The sequence below is a fragment of the Arthrobacter sp. 05N33_2 genome (assembly GCF_056397425.1).
Window position 1 is genome coordinate 1 of record NZ_JBFTNJ010000069.1, and the last position, 16,885, is coordinate 16,885.

Here is a 16,885-nt window from a genome sequence, read left to right on the forward strand (position 1 = left end):
TGGCACACTATTGAGTTCTCAAACAACAGACACACCCGGCACCACCACAACCAACAAACAGTCAAGGATCGCTCCGGAGCAACTTTTCAAACTTACCCGAGTCCGGACCGCTTTGCAAATCAGCGTTTCCGCGACCCACAAACCATCCAACCCGCCCCACCCGAACCCAGAGCGCACAAAACGCCGACCAGATCCGGTCTTGAAATTTAGGGGATTGGCCGCCTCCGGTTCCCAGCATTTSCGCTGGTCTCCCTCGCGGCGACTTAGAAAACAATACACCCACCACGCCCCCACCGCAACTCCACCCCCCACACCCACCCCACCACCCAAAAACCCCGCCACCACAACCCAAAACCACCCAACCAGGCCCGCCGGCGTCGTAAGCCAGCAGTGTGTGGTGCGTCACCGCCGAAGGGAACAGTGGGGGGCGTGAAACCGCCAAGTCCTTAAACGCGAGAAGGGCCGGCAACCAAATGGTTGCCGGCCCTTCTTCAAGCCACTGGCTTCAGGAGTACTGAATTACCAGGAAGACTTCGTGATGCCCGGGAGCTCACCGCGGTGAGCCATGTCGCGGAAGCGAACACGGGAGATGCCGAACTTCTGGAAGGTACCGCGCGGACGGCCATCGATGATGTCGCGGTTACGCAGACGTACCGGCGAGGCGTTGCGGGGCAGCTTCTGCAGGCCGAGGCGAGCGGCTTCGCGTACTTCGTCGGTTGAGTTGGGATCAACCAGAGCCTTCTTCAGTTCGAGGCGCTTTGCAGCGTAACGCTCGACGATGACTTTACGCTGTTCGTTCTTAGCGATCATTGACTTCTTAGCCATGTGTTTAGCGCTCCTCTCGGAATTCGACGTGCTGGCGGATTTTGGGGTCGTACTTCTTCAGGACCAGACGGTCCGGGTCGTTACGACGGTTCTTGCGCGTCACGTAGGTGTAGCCCGTGCCCGCGGTCGACTTCAGCTTGATGATCGGACGTACGTCCTTATCCTTTGCCATTAGAGCTTCACTCCTCGTGCCAGGATGGCGGCGACGACTACGTCAATGCCGCGTACGTCGATGGTCTTGATGCCACGAGCAGAAACCTGCAGCGTGACATTACGGCGCAGGGACGGAACCCAGTAGCGCTTCTTCTGGATGTTCGGGTCGAACCGGCGCTTGTTGCGACGGTGCGAGTGCGAAATGCTGTGTCCAAAGCCCGGCTCGGCTCCGGTCACCTGGCAGTGTGCTGCCATGACGACTCTCCTCAAAAAATAAATGAAACGGCTAACGGAGTTCCCGTTGACCGTGCGTTGGGCGGCGTCCGCATCCGGCCCCCTCCCCCAACCGTCGTTGTCCGCGGGATTCAGACGGCACAAACCGTCTGCTTCCTCACTGCGGCGAAGATTGTGGGCCACGGGCACCTGGCGCCGGCGATCTGTTGGACCGTCATTGCGAAGTGCCGGGATGCTGGGCGAATACAGGAATGCGCGCAACTTGAGCCCCTAACTACCGGCCGCCAGGACCGTCGATTTTTCAGACGGGTCCTGCCAACCGGAGCAATTGCGCACGCTCCGCGCCACCTAGCGCCTACCAAGTCTACGAGTTCGGCGATTTAAAGACCAATCCGGCGCTGAATGGTGTATAGGGCAGTGCCCCACAGCCAGTGCAGGCGTCGGGCCGGTGCCCTCCCGAGTCATATGCCCGACGAAGGCTTTTCACAGCGAAATGATAGGCAGGGGGGCAATTCTGGATCCATGAACACACAACTTCTGACGAACCGTCCCGGGATTCGCCGCAGCTCCGGCGGCGCTGCGAACCCCTTCAGGGCGCAGTACCGCCGGCGGTTGCTAAGAGCGGATCTGCTGACGGTCCTTTTCTGGACGTCGCTGGCCGGCGCGGTCGCCTTGTGGCTGGCCGACGGCGGAATGGCCGGCTTCTCGACTCCAGCCGGTTCCTTCACCGCGCTGGGGATTGTAGCCGGCCTCGCCGGCATGGACCTGGTGCTTCTCATGCTGCTGCTGGCGGCCCGAATCCCACTCATCGACCAGACAGTCGGCCACGACCGCGCCCTTGAGTTTCACCGCAAGCTGGGCAAACCGGCCCTGTACCTGCTGCTGGCCCACGGAGTCCTCATTGCGATCGGCTACGGCATGGCGGAAGGGCTGGACCCCGTCAGCGAGTCGGTTGCCCTCTGGGACCTTGTGCCTGACATGTGGCTGGCCTACATTTCCATGCTCCTGTTCATCGCCGTCGTCGTCACCTCCCTGGTAGCCGTCCGACGTCGGTTCCCTTACGAATTCTGGTACGCCGTCCACCTCCTGACATACGCGGCCGTCCTGACCTCACTCCCCCACCAGTTCAGCGTGGGCGCTCTCTTTGCCGAGGGAACCTGGCAGCGCTGGTACTGGCTGGCCCTCTGCATCGCGACCGGCGCCGCACTCCTCTACTACCGGGTGGTCCAGCCTGTGGTGGCAACACTCAGGCACCAGTTGACCGTCAAGCGCGTGGTGCGGGTGGCCCCCGGGGTGGTCAGCATTGAAATGTCCGGCCTTCGACTGGACGAGCTGACAGGCAGTGGCGGCCGGTTCTTTATCTGGCGGTTCCTGGCTCCGGGCCTGTGGTGGCATCCGCATCCGTTCAGCCTGTCCGCCGAACCCGTCCACTTCGACGCCGCCGGCCAGGGCACGCTGAGGATCACTGTCCGCAACCTGGGCAAGGGGTCATCCCAGCTGGCGTCGCTGAAGCCCGGCACCAAGGTGGCAGTGGAGGGACCGTACGGGCTGTTCAGCACGTCCGCGCGGAGCCGCACCCATGTGGTCATGGTGGGAGCCGGAATTGGCATCACGCCGGTTCGTGCCCTGCTGGAGAGCACGCCATTCCAGCCCGGCAACGCCACTGTCATCCTCCGCGGCCACAGTGAATCCGAGCTCTACCTGGGCGAGGAGATCCTCGACCTCTGCCGGCGCCGCGGCGCCACGCTCTTCCACTTGACCGGCTCCCGCCCGGCCGGCATCCAGACCTGGCTTCCGGAGCACGCCGCCCGTGCCGGCCACCGGCTTGCCAGTTATGACCCGAAGATCGCCGACGCCGACGTGTACGTCTGCGGCCCCTCCGCCTGGGCAGACAACGTGCTTGAAGACGCCCGCGCAGCCGGCGTCCGGGAAGACCAAATCCACTACGAAAGGTTCGACTGGTGAGAACCCGCGCAGCAGTTTCAGCCGCCCTGGCCTCCGCCGGCATCCTCATCGCCGGCTGGCAGTCCGGCGTCCATGTAGCCAATACCGGCAGCTCCGTCGCAAGCGCGGCCGCCGGGACCACCGGGTCCACGGGTTCGTCCGGCTCAAGCGGAACGTCCGGCTCAAGCGGAACGTCCGGCTCCACGGGTTCGTCCGGCGCGTCGGGTGCGGGCACCACAGGGGCCTCGGCCAAGGCCGTAGGGACGTACCCTGGCTCGGTCGTCCAGACCCGGTTCGGCTCCGTGCAGGTGCAAATCACGGTTCAAGCCGGAAAGATCACCGACGTCACGGCGCTGCAGCTGACCGATGCTGAACGAAAGTCCGTGCAGATCAGCAACCGGGCCGCCCCGCTCCTGCGCGCCGAAGTGCTCCAATCCCAATCCGCGGATGTGCAGACCATCAGTGGTGCCACGGTGACTTCCGAGGCGTACTTGAACTCCCTGCAGGCGGCCCTCGATGCAGCCAACCTCTGAGCTGGGCGGCTCTGCCCTGCGGGCCAGGACGTTTGGCTCGATGGGCACAGTCATCAGCCTGACCGTTCCAGCGGGGGCCGTCCCGGAAACTGTGGGCGGGGAGGGCGGGCTCGACGCCGCAAGCGCCGCCGTCGAGCGCGTCTTTGCCGGGTTGGACGAAACCTTCAGCCTGTACCGCCCCGATTCGGAGGCCAGCCGGCTGGCGCGCGGCGAGCTTTCCCTGCGGGACTCATCCGCCGCGATGCGGGACCGCTACGCGGAGGCGCTCGGCTGGCGGCTCAGGACGGAGGGCGCGTTCTCCCCGGAGCGGCCCGACGGTGTGCTGGACCTTTCGGGGCTTATCAAGGGCTACGCGGTCGGGCAGGCCGGTGAGGCGTTGCGGAGCCGCGGGATCACCGACTGGTGCCTGAATGCCGGCGGCGACGTGTTGGTGATGGGCTCGCCCGTGCCGGGCAGCGGAACCGCGTGGGCGGCCGGCGTCGTTGACCCGCTGGACCGCTCGGCGCTGCTTGCCGCCTACGAGCTGGGCGGACCTGGCCCCCGGTGCGCCCTTGCGACGTCGGGCTCAGCGGAGCGGGGTGACCATATCTGGGCAGCAGGAGCCGGAAGCCGGGCCGCGGGCTCCTCCGGCGCCGGGTTCGCCCAGGTCTCCGTGGCCGCGGCAGACATTGTCACCGCCGATGTGCTCGCGACGGCGATCGTGGCCGGCGGGACCGCGATGCTGCACCGGGCCACGGACGGTTGGGAGATCGATGTCCTCGCCGTCCGCCGCAACGGGGAACTGCTCGCGACGCCGGGGTTCCGCGCCTAGGGTGCCGTTCTACAGGTGGGTCAGCTGGCCGTACTTCGGCTCCAGGCCGTCGCCGGACGACTTGCCGGTGACGCGCCGGACAACCCACGGGCCGGCGCATTCGCGGACCCACCGGGCATTCGCGCGGAGGGCGTCCACCCGGCTCAGCTCGGGAACCGGCGTCATGGGCGGGACGTCAATCGAGTGCTCGTGTGCCAGCACCGTGAGGACGCGCTTGGCCATGTTCGCGTGGCCGGCGGCAGACATGTGCATCCGGTCCGTGGCCCACATGCCCCAGTCGTAGTACTCGCTGAAACGCCAATAGTCGACCAGCAGGGCCCCGTGGTCCCCGGCGATGCCGCGAACCAGTTCGTTGTAGATGGCCGTACGGCCGCGCATGGTGCCGAAAATCTTGGAACCCCGCGCATCGAAGCCGGTGAACATCACCACGGTGGCGCCGGTGGCCGTGAGCTTGCGGATCCCGGCATCGTATTCGGCCAGCAGGTCATCGATGTCGACCTTGGGCCGGAGGATGTCGTTGGCGCCAGCGTAGATGCTGACCAGGGTGGGATTGAGGGCGACGGCGGCATCGACCTGTTCGGCCAGGATCTGGCGGAGTTTCCGTCCGCGGATGGCAAGATTCGCGTACCCGAAGCCGGGATCGGCGGCGCCAAGCCCCTCTGCCACCCGGTCCGCCCAGCCCCGGACACCGTTGGGCCGGGTAGGGTCGTCGTCGCCGACGCCTTCCGTAAAGGAGTCTCCAAGGGCTACATAGCGGGACGTGAAATCCATGGATCCAGTCTGCCAGCAGTTGCCGTGAGCAACAAAGACGGTGATGCCCGACGTCGGACTGCGGCGCCTTCGGCTGTCGCGCTTAGATGTCGCGCAGGATCCAGTGGTCGTCGTCGAGTCGGGCCACGATCTTTTCGCCGATCCGGGCCAGGTCCGCGACGTCCTCGGGGCTCAGGGCGTCGAGGAACAGTGAGCGGACCGCCTCGACATGCCCCGGGGCGAGTTTCACAATAGTCTGCATTCCGGCATCGGTCAGGTGGGCCGTGGTCACGCGGGCGTCGCCCGGGTGCGGCCTGCGCTCCAGCCAGCCGCGGTTCTGCAGCTTGGTGACCACATGCGAGAGCCGGGACAGGGAGGCGCTGGTGCGCGCGGCGAGCTCACTCATGGGCAGGAAGCGCCCTTCGGCCTCGGAAAGCATCGCCAGCACGTTGTAGTCGAACAGGGAAAGCTTGCCCGCGGCGTGGAGCTGGGTGTCCAGGGCGGCCGGCAGCATGGTGTTGATGCTGAGCTGGGCCAGCCAGGCCCGGCGTTCGTCGGCGTTGAGCCAGCGGGGTTCTGTCATGGCTACATTCTAGGAGACTGGAAGCTTGACGATTCAACTTCAGCCGGGCAATTCCGGAAAACTTCCCGCCTGTCCGTGGCCAGCTACCGGTAGGCTGGCCGCATGTACGTAGTCTCCCTGACATACAAAGTCCCCGAGGACATTGTGGAGTTCCATCTTCCGGCGCACGTGACGTGGCTGCAGGCAGCCTTCGACGACGGCGTCTTCATGGTCGCGGGGCGCAAAATCCCCCGCACCGGCGGTCTGTTGCTCTCGAACGCGGACCGGGCCAGCCTTGACGCCGCCCTGGCCAAGGACCCGTTCTACGTCAACGGTGTGGCTGAATTCGAGGTCATGGAGTTCCACGCCAACAGGGTGGCTCCGGGCTACGAAAACCTGCTGGACAGCTAAGTCCCGGCGGCTACCCGGCGCCGGGCTGGCCGCTGGCGCGCTGGTCGGGCAGCAGTTTCTTCAGGCCGCCCTTGCGCGGGACCCGCACGGGTTCGGGCCAGCGCGGCCGGAGCTGATCGCCGAGGGTTACGCCGCGGAGCTTCCGCCCGAACAACGGCAATACCCAGTCGCGGACCCAGCGGCGCTGCCGGCGTTCCCACTCCCGCAGGCCCGGTTTCACGGGCGGCTCCCATTCCCTGGGTTTGATCTTGTGCGGCACGCCGAGGTGGTCCAGGACCTGTGAGGCGAGGTATTTGTGGCCTGCCTTGGACATATGCAGCCGGTCCGAATCCCACATCCGCGGGTCATGGAAGGCGTCGAAGCACCAGTAGTCCACCAGCACCGCGCCGTAGCGGCCGGCGATCTCGCGGACGCGCCGGTTATAGAAGGCGTTGCGTTTCTTCAGCGGCTCCAGCAGCGCCGAGACCTTGACGTCGAAGCCGGTGAAGAGCACCAGGGTTGCCCCAGTGCCGGCGAGCGCAGCCACCAGGGACTCGTAGTCCCGCATGAGGGCCCCGATGTCCGTGCCGAAATCCAGGATGTCGTTGCCGCCCGCGTACAGCGTGACGAGGGTCGGCTCCATGGCCACGGCGGGACCAAGCTGTTCGCCGGCGATGTGGCGCAGCCGTTTGCTGCGGATGGCCAGATTGGCGTACTCCCACCCCGGCTGCGCCTTGGCCAGCCTCTCCGCAACCCGGTCTGCCCAGCCCCGCACGCCGTTGGGGAAGCGGGGATCGTAGTCCCCCACGCCCTCGGTGAAGGAATCCCCCAAGGCAACAAAGACCCGCCGCCCGCCTCGATCCGGAAGCAAAGGAACTGAACCCATCCGTCCAAACTAACCCCCGCAAAAAGCGGCCAGGGAAAGGGAGAGTTAACCCAAGATGACCCGGCCGAGCGAGCCGCAACCGCAACAGATGAGTCTCAACGTGACAGATGGGACGCACCCAAGGTGAGCCCCCCGACCGCTGCCGATGCTTTGCGAAGGTGAGCCGCCCCCAAGGCCGCAATCGCAGTTTTGCAAAGGAGCGCATCGCCGACCAGAGCCGAGGGAGGCCGCCCGCGGCCGAACGAGGCGGCGGGAGGAAGGGCGGACCCGAGGGCCCCGAACTGAGCTTGCGAAGTTTGGGAAGGGTCCAACCGCTAAGCGACGGCAAAGCAGCGATTGCGGGCGAAGCCGCACAGCAACCTGCACAACGGGAGCGACGGCAAAGCAGCGGTGGCGGGCGTAAGCCCGGAAGGACCTGCGGGAGCGTCGGGGCAAGAACCGCAGGACCTGCGGGAGCGTCGGTTAGAGCTCGGCTTTCCCCTGCCGCCAGTACCCCATGAACGCGACCTGTTTCCGGTCAATACCCACGTCCCGCACCAAGTACCGCCGCAACTCCTTGACGGTGCCCGCTTCGCCGGCGATCCAGGCGTAAAACGGCAGTGCCCCGGCGGGCTTGTCCGGGTTCTTGCCGGCTCCGATCATCGCGGCGTCCATCCGGGCGGGGGTCTCCCAGAGGATGTCCTGGTCCACGTTCACGTCATCGGGTTCGGGCCCTGCCCCGCCGCCGGCCGCAGAATCAGAGGGCGGCCGGAGGCCGACCCAGCCGGGTTCGGGAACAGCGGCGCGGACGGCTTCCTGCAGGAGTTCGCCGTGCGGACGTGAGCGGCCGATCGAGGCGCCGCGTGCCAGCCAGGTGATTTCGACGTCGGCGTCGGACCTCAGATCCAGGAAGTCGCCGGGCTCGGGGACCTCAAGAAACGCATGTCCGCTGATGTACGACGGGAGGCTTTCCAGGATGGCGCTGATGGCCGGGACAGCGGTCTCGTCACCGGCAAGCAGTACGCGCTGGGCCAGGCCCGGCCGCCATTCGATGCCGGAGTAGGTCTCCCCCGTGACACAGTGCGCGGCCCGGTTGTTGGGTCCAATGAGGGTGAGGGCGTCGCCGGGCCTGGCGTTCAGGGCCCAGTTCGCGGCGGGCCCGCCGTTTCCGGCGGCGTCGAAGTGCATGACAAAGTCGACGTCGATCTCCGGATACACGGAGTCGAGGCGTTCCTGCCGCACTGTGTAGGTGCGCATGGAGCCACGGATCGCGGGATCCATGGCCAGCCATTCCTGGTACCAGCCGGACTGCTCCATGTGGAACACCGGCAGCGGCAGCTGGGTGCTGTCCCCGGCAAGGGACGGGATCATCAGCTTCACGCGCAGGTCCAGGGTTTCGCCGTGGACGCCGAAGCCACGCAGGGAGTATCCGCCGAAGGTGATCCGGCGGAAGTTGGGGCTGAGCTCCTGCACCGCGGCGACCGTCACGTCGAACGCCAGGGTCATTGGTTGGCTGGGCGGCTGGCTGCTTACGCCAGAGGGAGTACGGCGTATCCGCGACTGGCTGCTGCCTGCTGCAGTGCCGCCCGTTGCACTGCCGGCTGTTGCACTGCTGTTAACTGCCCTCATGGGACCAACTCCAGGGTTGCTGTTTCTGATTTTGGGAACTCGGCGTGGTGCCGGCCGAGCGGGATGATCAACGGCGTGCCGGAAATGGGGTCGGGCAGCACCCGCGAGTCCAGGCCGAAGACGTCTCGGACCAGGTCCTCGGTGACGACGTCGGCGGAGGTGCCCTCGGCCACGATCCGTCCGCCTTTCATGGCGATGATGTGGTCCGCATACCGGGCCGCCAGGTTCAGGTCGTGCAGGACGATTGCCACGGTGGTGCCGCGGCGCCGGTTCAGGTCCGTGATCAGGTCCAGGACCTCCACCTGGTGGGCCAGATCCAGGTAGGTGGTTGGCTCGTCGAGCAGCAGAACGTCGGTTTCCTGGGCCAGCGCCATCGCGATCCAGACGCGCTGACGCTGCCCGCCCGAGAGTTCGTCGACGTTGCGTTCGGCGAGCTCCAGGGTTTCGGTGACTTCCAGCGCACGGTGCACAGCGAGATCGTCACCCGCGCTCCAGCTGCGGAAGAACCCCTGGTGCGGGTAGCGTCCGCGGCCCACGAGATCCCGGACCAGAATGCCGTCGGGGGCGGTGGGGTGCTGCGGGAGCAGGGCGAGGATGCGGGCGAGTTCCTTGGCCGGGCGGGAATGGATGTCCTTGCCGTCCAGGGTCACGGTGCCGCCGGCCGGCTTCAGCAGCCTGGACAGGCCGCGGAGGAGCGTGGATTTGCCGCAGGCGTTGGCGCCCACGATCATTGTCACCTTCCCCTCGGGAATCTCCGCCGTGAGGCCTTCCACCACCCGGCGCTGGTCGTACTGCAGCGTCAGGTCCTTGGCGTTGAGAACTGCCATGTCAGGCGTCCTTTCGGTTGGCCGTGACCAGGAGCCACAGCAGGAACGGTGCTCCCAGCGCGCCGGTGACCACACCGACGGGAAGGACGGTGCCGTCCAGCAGCAGGGGGGCGATGTTGGCGGCGAAGTAGTCGGCGGCCAGGACAATCAGGGCGCCGACGAACGCGCCGGCCGGAAGACTGGCCTTGCCCGTGAAGCGGCGCGCGATGGGGCCGGCCAGGAAGGCGACGAAGGCCACGGGCCCGGCGGCTGCAGTGGCGACGGCGGCGAGGGCGACGGCAACGGCCACCACGCCCAGCCGGGTGATGCCCACCCGGATGCCGAGCCCGGCGGCGGCGTCGTCTCCGAGTTCCAGGATCCGCAGCGGGCCGGCGAGGAGGGCGGCGGCGGGCACCAGGACCAGAAGCGCCAGGGCCAGCACTCCGGCACGGTCCCAGCTGGCGGAATTCAGGGATCCGTTCAGCCAGATCAGGGCCTCGGCCGCGGTGCGGATATCGGCCCGCGTCATGAGGAAGTTGACCACGGCGTTCAGTGCCGCGGCGATGCCGATGCCGGCCAGGATGAGCCGGCTTCCGGCTGTGTTGGAGTGATTGCCGCCGCCAGATCCGAGGGAACCGCTGCGCGAGATTGTGTAGATCAGGACGGCTACCGCCACGGCCCCGCACAGTGCCGCGCCGGACACCGCCGCTCCGGAGGCGCCGAAAACGACGATGGCGGTGACGGCGGCCGCGCTGGCCCCGTAGCTGATGCCGATCACGTCGGGACTGGCCAGTGGATTGCGCAGCATCGTCTGGAACAGGGTGCCCGAGAGCCCGAAGGCAATGCCGATCATGGTGCCGATGACTGCCCGCGGCAGCTTGGTTTCCATCACGATGAAGCTGGCGCCGGGGATCCTCTCGCCACCGGTGAGGTGGGCCGTGAGGATCCTGACGAAGTCCGGGACGGTGACGGTGTAGCTGCCCAGCAGGATGCTGACGGCGAGGAGCACAACGACGGCGAAGGCCAGCAAGGCCGTCCGGCCCATCGACACACGGCCCATCAGCACACGGCCCATCAGCGCACTGCGCAGCGGCCCCACATTGGCGCGGACCGGGCCGGCCGGTTCGGCCAGTTCGCGCTCGGCGGGTGCGTTCTCCCCCAGCTCGCGCCTGACGTTGGCGAGGTCTGCTTTGCTCACAGCCCTGCCCCCTTCCCGCGGCGGACCAGCCACACAAAGACAGGCGCACCCACCAGCGCCGTCATGATGCCCGCCGGGACTTCGCCGGGCAACAGGATGACACGGCCCACCACGTCCGACAGCAGGAGCAGCACCGGTGCCAGGACCAGCGAGAACGGCAGGATCCAGCGGTAGTCCGGGCCGGTCAGGAAGCGGACGGCGTGCGGAACCACCAGGCCGACGAATCCGATCGGCCCGGCCAGCGCCGTGGCCGAGCCGCAGAGCAGCACAATGCCCAGCGCGGTGACGGCGCGGACCAGTCCGACGCGCTGGCCCAGGCCGCGGGCGATGTCATCCCCGAGGGCCAGGCTGTTAAGGATCCGTCCGGTGAACAGCACAATCAGCGCCCCGGCGGCCAGGAACGGCAGCCCGGGCAGCACCACAGACCAGTCCCGGCCGGCGATCCCGCCCACCTGCCAGAAGCGAAACCGGTCCAGGGTGTCCTGGCTGGAGACCAGGACGAGGTTCATCAGCGAATACAGCCCCGCGCTCAGGGCCGCGCCGGCCAGTGCCAGTTTGACCGGCGTCGCGCCTTCCCTGCCAAGTGACGCGATCAGGTAGACGACGACGGCGGCTGCCGCGGAGCCGATGAACGCGAACCAGATGTAGCCGGTCAGGGACGAGACGCCGAAGACGTAGATCCCGGTGACGACGGAGAGGGCCGCGCCGGCGTTGACACCGATGATCCCCGGGTCCGCGAGCGGGTTGCGGGCCACCCCCTGCATGGCCGCGCCAGCCAGTCCGAGGGCGCCGCCGGCCAACAGACCCAGCACGGTGCGGGGGACGCGGGCGTGGATGACGGCGTGGTCGCCGTCAGCGGGATCGTACTGCGTCAGGGCCTGCCAGACGGTGCCGAGCGGGACTCCGCGGGCACCCACAGCCAGGGACGCCGCGAAGACCAGGACAAGGACGACGACGGCGGCCAGCAGCCAGGCGGCCTGCTTGGCGGCGGCTTTCCTCCCGGCGGGGGCGACAGGTGCGCCGGGCACACTGCCGGCGGGCGCCGTCGCCGTACTGATTGTCATGGAAGCGTGTTACTTCGCTGCGGCGGCGACTTTGTCCGCGGCGCCGGCCAGCTGCGGCAGGAACGTGTCCAGGGACCACGGCAGGCTCAGCGGCGAGGAAGCGGAGATGGACAGGGTCAGCGTGTTGTTCGAGTCGGCAACCAGCGCGCCGGTCTTGACGGCCGGGATCTGGCCCAGCAGCGGGTCAGCCTTGATGGAGTCGGTGGTGGCGGCATCCGGCACCCAGGTCACGAAGATGTCCGAGGTGAGTTCGTTGGCCTTTTCGGCGGACCACGGGATGAAGAATTCCTTGGAGCCCTTGGAGTTGTCCTCGACAACGGATGCGAGCTTCATGCCGATTTCGTTGAGGAAGCGGGGACGGTTGTCGTTGGCGGTGTAGACGTTGACGCCGTCGCTCTTGTCCGGTTCCAGGTTGCCGTAGATGAAGGACTTGCCGGCGATCTGGGGGTACTTGGAGACCTTGTCCTTGATCGTGGCCTCGGTGTCGGAGACCAGCTTGGCGGCTTCGACTTCCTTGCCAAGGGCCTTGCCGATGATGGCGGTGGAGTCCTGCCACGGCGTGCCGTAGGCCAGCTCCGGGTGCGCCACGACGGGGGCGATCTCGCTGAGCTTCTTGTAGTCCTCCTCCGTTAGGCCGGAGTAGGCGCCGAGGATGACGTCAGGGTTCAGCTTGGCGATCTCGGTGAAGTTGATGCCGTCAGCCTCGGAGAACTGGACGGGAGCCTTCGCGGAACCGAACCCGGCGCCGAGCTCTTCCAGTGCGGCGTCCTTCCACGGTGTGGAGCCCTTGTCGTTACCGCCCCATTCGTTCTTGGGCACGCCCACGGGAACCACGCCGAGGGCGATCGCGACGTCGTCGTTGACCCAGGAAACGGTGACTACGCGCTTGGGCTGTTCCTTGATGGTGGTCTCGCCGAAGACGTGCTTGATGGTCACCGGGAAGACGGTGCTGGCCGGCTGGGAGGGAGCGTCCGCCGCCGCCGAGCCGGCAGGTCCGGTAGAGCAGGCGGTCAGGGTCAGCGCGACGGCGGCCAGGAGGGCTGCGGCCCGCCCTGCGCTCTTGCGGAGGCGGCGGCCGGCGGGGCGGCCGCCTGAACGGGTGAAAAGGGCGGAAGGCACGGAACTCCTTAGGTAAGTGATGCAAACCTAAGTAAGGCTAGCCTATCCTTTGTAGAATTAAGAAAGGTTTGAGTAACGTAATTGTCTCAATTGCCCTTTGAAGTGCACCGGAGCATCGATGCGCCCCTCGTTGCACTACTCAAGGCCCAGCCGCCGGGGGCGGAATGCGAACTGGACACGAATCCCGGGCTTTGCAAGGATGGGCTCGCCGGATAATCGGAACCGGTGATGTGTTGGGACGGGGGAAGTGGGCATGGACATCGCGACGATGACTGTTGCCACGGTCAGCGGGGTGGCCGCTGTGGCCTGCTACGCGCCCGCGCTCCTGCCAGCCCCGCCCGCGCAGGCCCTTCCCGCGAAGTCCCGGACCAGCACGGACTAGTCCCGCGAGACGCCTTGCCCCACACCGGAGTTGCAGGCTGGCAGTCTTCTGCCCACAATCCGCCTGGCGCGCCGCGCGCCCGTCTGGCCGGAGCCATCCGATTTTCGAAAGTGTCCGTCATGCAAAAATTCACGGCGCAGCAGATCCGCTCGTCCTTCATCAACGCGAGCCGCTCGGAAGCCGCCAAACTCAATCTGCCCAAGAGCTTCGACACCCTGGACTGGGAAGCATTGGACTTCCTGGCCTGGCGGGACGCGAAGATGCCCCTCCGCGGCTATCTCGTGGTGCAGGGGCCGAAGGGTCCCACCGGCATCATGCTCCGGGCCCCTGAAGGCGGGGCCAAGAAGAACCGTTCCGTGCTCTGCGAGCTGTGCCGGGACGTGTTCTCCAAGGACGACGTCCTGCTGTGGGTGGCCAAGCGCGCCGGGCAGTCCGGCCGCAACGGCAACACGCTGGGCACCCTGATCTGCGCCGATTTCCTGTGCTGCCGCAATGTCAGGGTGGAGCCTGCGGCCAACGAGATCAACCCGGACCCGGCCGCGGTCGTGCTGCGGCAGATCGAAGGGCTGGTGGCCCGCACGGCCCAGTTCGTGGAGCGCGTCCAAGGCAATTAGCCCCGACACAAGCAACGCGGGGTCACTTACGGCCCATTCCGGAGGCGTTTATGGGCCGTAAGTGACCCCGCGTTGCTTCAAGGGAGAGGGGTGAGGTCAGCGCAGGACGATGTCCACGGGGTTCGCCTCGGAGCGCCAGGTGCCCTCCGTGCCCGGACGTGCGGCGATCACCGGAGCCGTCAGGACACCGGAACGGTTGGTGCGCTTGTCCCGGAGGATCTCCGTCACCGAGCCAAGGTGCCGGGAGAGGTCGATGACGTTCTCCGGCGCGGCCAGCAGGAGCTGGAAGCCGAACTCATGCAGCGCCTTGATGCCCGCGCCGGCGAATTCCTCCGAGGCGAGCACGAACGCCTCGTCCATCATGACCGTGCCGTACGTGGTGAAGCCCTGCTCGGCGATGCCCAGCTGGTAGCTCAGCGCCGCCGCCATGATGAATGCGGTGAAGCGCTGCCGCTCGCCACCGGACATGGAGCCGGTGTCCGCGTGCATGTAGACCTCGGTCTTCTTCGCGCCCTTCGCTGCCCCCTTGGCACCGGCGCCCTTGGAACTGGCACCCTGGACTTCGCGGTGTTCCTTGCACTGGATGAACAGGTGGCCGCGGACGTCCAGCACTTCGGCCCGCCAGCGGCGGTCCTCCGGGGTCTGCGAGCCGAGCCGCTTCACGAGCGTTTCGAGCGACTTGTAGCGGGTGGTGAGCTCGGCGTCGTCGTCCCCCTCCGCCCCGGACGCAGCAGCGGACGCTGCAGTAACCGCCTTCCCGGGCCGGGTGTGCCGGACCTTGAGCGCGTTCTGGATGGCGTCCTTGAACTGCTTCGCCGTCGCCGGCAGCGTCTGCTTGATGTCGAGTTCCAGGAAGCTGCCCTCGTGGAAGTTGACCTCGGACAGGATCCCGTTCAGCGGCAGGATGCGGCTCGTGATGGCGCGCCGCTCCTCGTCGAGCAGGTGCAGCAGGGTGGAAAAGGATTCGTGCGTCCGCTGGTTGAAGAACTGCCGGAACTCGGCCTCCTGGGCGGGCAGCCCGTCGCTGACAATCGCGTGGTAGCGGGATTCGAACTCCCCCGCGGCGCCGATCGAGGTGCCGTGGTCCGCGGATATCGCCGTGCCCCACTCCCGGACGAAGCCCTCGAAAATGCGGGTGAGGCGCTCCGAGGTGGCCTGCCCGCGGGACTCGGCGACGTGCAGTTCGGCCAAGAGCCTGGTGCGGACCTGGTTGGCGAGGTTGTCGAGTTCGTGCATCTCCAGGACGTCACCGAAGCCGGTGAAGTACGGTTCCAGCGCGGCGACGCCGGCGTCCGACGGCGGTGCCTGCGCCAGCCGGGTGCGTGCGGCATCGAGCAGCGCACCAGCGGCGGTCATGCGCGCATCGAGGGCCTTGTACTCGCTTTGCAGCACGGCCGCGGATTCGGTGCTGGACTGGTGCTTGTGCCGCGCGGCTTCGATGCTGGCGCGGAGCGGTTCGAGGTCGGCCTGTGCGGCGAGGGCGTCCTTGAGGCGCTGCTCGATCCGGGCGAGCTCCTCGCCGGCCACGGCGGCCGAGACCTGTTCCCAGGGCCGGTGGTCCTCGGCCACCCGGCGCAAGGCTTCAAGCTGCCGGGTCATGCCCTGGTGCGACTCTTCCCGGCTTTGCGCCAGCTCGGCGGCCTTGGCCAGCTCCTGCTGCAGGTCCTCAACCTGGGCCGCCACCAGTTCGAGCTTGGCGGCATTGTCGAACCCGAGGACGTAGTCCTGGCGGGACGTGAAGCGGTCATCCTTTTCCACCGTGTGGCGGTTGCGCTTGACCACACCGCCCAGGCTTAGGCCCTTGTCCAGGCCGGCGAGCTCGTCCGGGTTTTCCACACACGGGTAGGCGAAGTCGAGGGCAATCCGTTCGCGGAGCCAGGCGCTGGACTGCGCAAGCGCCTGGGCGTGTGGCCCGGCGGGCAGCCCGGCATCGGTGAGGAAACTGAGCTTGGTCAGCAGGTCGCGATCGGCCACGTCCTCCACGGCCAGCGCACCGCCGGCCAGGGGCCGGGAGACGTCCACGGCACGCAACGCTCCGCGCACGGAATGATCGTTGAGGTAACGGGTGACTGCCGCGAAGTGCTCGCCAGGGACCAGCAGCGTGGTGGCCAGGCTCCGCAGCGCGCGCTCGGCAGCCGGGCGCCACTGTTCCTGGCCCTCGGCAAGGTCGATCAACTCGCCGCCGAAAGGCATCTGCTCCTCGGGCACGCCCGTGGCAGCGGCAATGGCGCTCCGGTTTTCAATGCTCGACGGCGGCAGCAACGATTTGCGCGTCTTCAGCGAGACGAGCTCCTGCTGGGCCGCGGCGAGTTCGCGCTTCCGGGTGGCGTGGCCATCAAAGGCCTCGAAGCGCAGTTCCTTGAGCGCCTCGGAGTCGTCCTGGAGCTCAGCCGAGCGTGCCGCGGCGTGCTCGTGGGCCTGATCCCAGCCGGCGGCCGACCACTGCAGTTCCAGCCCGGCGTCGGTCAGCGCCTTGCGGGTCGATGCCTCGACTTCCTGCCGGAGCTTGAGCCCCACCCGGGCGTTCTCCAGGGACTGCTCGATCGCGGAAATCGCGTTGCCGCCCTGGTTGTTGTACTCGCCCTCCAGCTGGCGCAGTTCCTTGGCGAAGCCGTCACGGACAGCGCGTTCGGCGGCCAGGTCCGTGGCCTTCGCCTGGGCCAGCTCCTTCAGCCGCGCCAGGGTCTTCTCGTGGACAGTGACCGCGAGCTGCTGCTTGTAAGCCTCGAATTCCTCACCTGTTAGATCCCGCAGCCGGTTCGCGTCCAGGAGCGCCTGAGCGTATTCCTTGTTCAGCCCGGGGACGGGGGCCAGCTGGTCGCGCTGCTGCCGGACGTCCTCGAGGCGCTGCCGGATGGACATGAGGTTGCTGAATTCCTCGACGACGTCATCCGCCGCGGCCAGCGTGGCAGGGGCATCGAGGACCTGGTCGCGGAAGAAGGTGTTGACGCTGCCCCCGAGACCCTTGCCGGCCTGGATAACGCGCAGCAGCGGAAGGGCCTGATC

At 67.2% G+C, this 16,885-nt stretch carries 18 protein-coding genes; 6 read left to right on the plus strand and 12 right to left on the minus strand.

Annotation, left to right across the window (positions count from 1 at the left end; translation table 11 throughout):
• Window positions 1-519: 519 nt before the first annotated feature.
• From rpsN to rpmB, 3 genes are read right to left on the minus strand one after another with little or no spacing between them, the layout of a single operon-like run.
• Entirely contained in the window at window positions 520-825 is a 306-nt protein-coding gene (gene rpsN / locus AC1DHX_RS17785) for a 30S ribosomal protein S14 (RefSeq protein WP_026266887.1), read from the minus strand.
• Window positions 826-829: 4 nt separating this feature from the next.
• On the minus strand, window positions 830-997 hold the full coding sequence (gene rpmG, locus AC1DHX_RS17790) for a 50S ribosomal protein L33 (protein ID WP_003798558.1): 168 nt from the start codon (window positions 995-997) through the stop codon (window positions 830-832).
• Window positions 997-1,233, minus strand: coding sequence for a 50S ribosomal protein L28 (gene rpmB / locus AC1DHX_RS17795; protein WP_011693744.1), 237 nt, complete (start codon window positions 1,231-1,233; stop codon window positions 997-999). Before rpmB ends, rpmG begins: the two co-directional genes overlap by 1 nt.
• 501 nt (window positions 1,234-1,734) lie before the next feature.
• On the opposite strand from rpmB, the gene AC1DHX_RS17800 reads away from it, so the two are divergent.
• Genes AC1DHX_RS17800 through AC1DHX_RS17810 form a run of 3 tightly spaced genes read left to right on the plus strand, consistent with a single transcriptional unit; the run spans window position 1,735 to window position 4,500 of the window.
• The gene (locus AC1DHX_RS17800) at window positions 1,735-3,177 is read left to right on the plus strand and encodes a ferredoxin reductase family protein (protein ID WP_476860476.1); all 1,443 of its coding nucleotides are present in this window, start codon (window positions 1,735-1,737) and stop codon (window positions 3,175-3,177) included.
• Window positions 3,174-3,689, plus strand: a complete 516-nt coding sequence (locus tag AC1DHX_RS17805; RefSeq protein ID WP_476860475.1) for an FMN-binding protein — start codon at window positions 3,174-3,176, stop codon at window positions 3,687-3,689. The genes AC1DHX_RS17800 and AC1DHX_RS17805 overlap by 4 nt, the downstream gene beginning before the upstream one ends.
• Window positions 3,690-3,729: 40 nt before the next feature.
• Window positions 3,730-4,500, plus strand: a complete 771-nt coding sequence (locus AC1DHX_RS17810; protein ID WP_476860479.1) for an FAD:protein FMN transferase — start codon at window positions 3,730-3,732, stop codon at window positions 4,498-4,500.
• A gap of 9 nt (window positions 4,501-4,509) precedes the next feature.
• On the opposite strand, the gene AC1DHX_RS17815 is transcribed toward AC1DHX_RS17810, so the two are convergent.
• Together AC1DHX_RS17815 and AC1DHX_RS17820 are read right to left on the minus strand one after the other, a co-directional pair.
• Window positions 4,510-5,271, minus strand: a complete 762-nt coding sequence (locus AC1DHX_RS17815; RefSeq protein WP_476860474.1) for an SGNH/GDSL hydrolase family protein — start codon at window positions 5,269-5,271, stop codon at window positions 4,510-4,512.
• Window positions 5,272-5,353: 82 nt separating this feature from the next.
• Window positions 5,354-5,833: a MarR family winged helix-turn-helix transcriptional regulator gene (locus tag AC1DHX_RS17820; protein WP_223915074.1), complete on the minus strand. Its 480-nt coding sequence runs from the start codon at window positions 5,831-5,833 to the stop codon at window positions 5,354-5,356.
• 102 nt (window positions 5,834-5,935) lie between these two features.
• On the opposite strand from AC1DHX_RS17820, the gene AC1DHX_RS17825 reads away from it, so the two are divergent.
• A complete protein-coding gene (locus tag AC1DHX_RS17825; protein WP_018776102.1) occupies window positions 5,936-6,223 on the plus strand; it encodes a YciI family protein in 288 nt (95 codons plus the stop codon).
• A 10-nt stretch (window positions 6,224-6,233) separates the two neighbouring features.
• On the opposite strand, the gene AC1DHX_RS17830 is transcribed toward AC1DHX_RS17825, so the two are convergent.
• The 6 genes from AC1DHX_RS17830 to AC1DHX_RS17855 all read right to left on the minus strand — a co-directional run bounded on the left by AC1DHX_RS17830 (window position 6,234) and on the right by AC1DHX_RS17855 (window position 12,883).
• A complete protein-coding gene (locus AC1DHX_RS17830; protein ID WP_476860473.1) occupies window positions 6,234-7,088 on the minus strand; it encodes an SGNH/GDSL hydrolase family protein in 855 nt (284 codons plus the stop codon).
• A 462-nt stretch (window positions 7,089-7,550) separates the two neighbouring features.
• Complete coding sequence (locus AC1DHX_RS17835) at window positions 7,551-8,573, minus strand: siderophore-interacting protein (RefSeq protein WP_476860472.1); 1,023 nt, start codon at window positions 8,571-8,573, stop codon at window positions 7,551-7,553.
• A gap of 119 nt (window positions 8,574-8,692) precedes the next feature.
• Window positions 8,693-9,523, minus strand: a complete 831-nt coding sequence (locus AC1DHX_RS17840; RefSeq protein ID WP_476860471.1) for an ABC transporter ATP-binding protein — start codon at window positions 9,521-9,523, stop codon at window positions 8,693-8,695.
• Window position 9,524: 1 nt separating this feature from the next.
• Window positions 9,525-10,562, minus strand: coding sequence for a FecCD family ABC transporter permease (locus tag AC1DHX_RS17845; RefSeq protein WP_476860478.1), 1,038 nt, complete (start codon window positions 10,560-10,562; stop codon window positions 9,525-9,527).
• Between the two features lie 134 nt (window positions 10,563-10,696).
• The gene (locus AC1DHX_RS17850; protein ID WP_476860470.1) at window positions 10,697-11,764 is read right to left on the minus strand and encodes a FecCD family ABC transporter permease; all 1,068 of its coding nucleotides are present in this window, start codon (window positions 11,762-11,764) and stop codon (window positions 10,697-10,699) included.
• A 9-nt stretch (window positions 11,765-11,773) separates the two neighbouring features.
• Window positions 11,774-12,883 carry an iron-siderophore ABC transporter substrate-binding protein gene (locus tag AC1DHX_RS17855; RefSeq protein ID WP_476860469.1) on the minus strand — a complete coding sequence of 370 codons (1,110 nt, stop codon included), beginning with the start codon at window positions 12,881-12,883 and terminating at the stop codon, window positions 11,774-11,776.
• 253 nt (window positions 12,884-13,136) lie between these two features.
• Here AC1DHX_RS17855 and AC1DHX_RS17860 point away from each other — a divergent pair, with 253 nt between their 5' ends.
• Both AC1DHX_RS17860 and AC1DHX_RS17865 read left to right on the plus strand, forming a co-directional pair.
• Entirely contained in the window at window positions 13,137-13,265 is a 129-nt protein-coding gene (locus AC1DHX_RS17860; protein ID WP_476851701.1) for a hypothetical protein, read from the plus strand.
• Between the two features lie 119 nt (window positions 13,266-13,384).
• The gene (locus AC1DHX_RS17865; protein WP_476851702.1) at window positions 13,385-13,879 is read left to right on the plus strand and encodes an FBP domain-containing protein; all 495 of its coding nucleotides are present in this window, start codon (window positions 13,385-13,387) and stop codon (window positions 13,877-13,879) included.
• 96 nt (window positions 13,880-13,975) lie between these two features.
• Here AC1DHX_RS17865 and AC1DHX_RS17870 read toward each other — a convergent pair.
• Window positions 13,976-16,885, minus strand: a 2,910-nt coding sequence (locus tag AC1DHX_RS17870) for an ATP-binding protein (RefSeq protein ID WP_476900305.1), incomplete at its 5' end; no start/stop codon positions are given.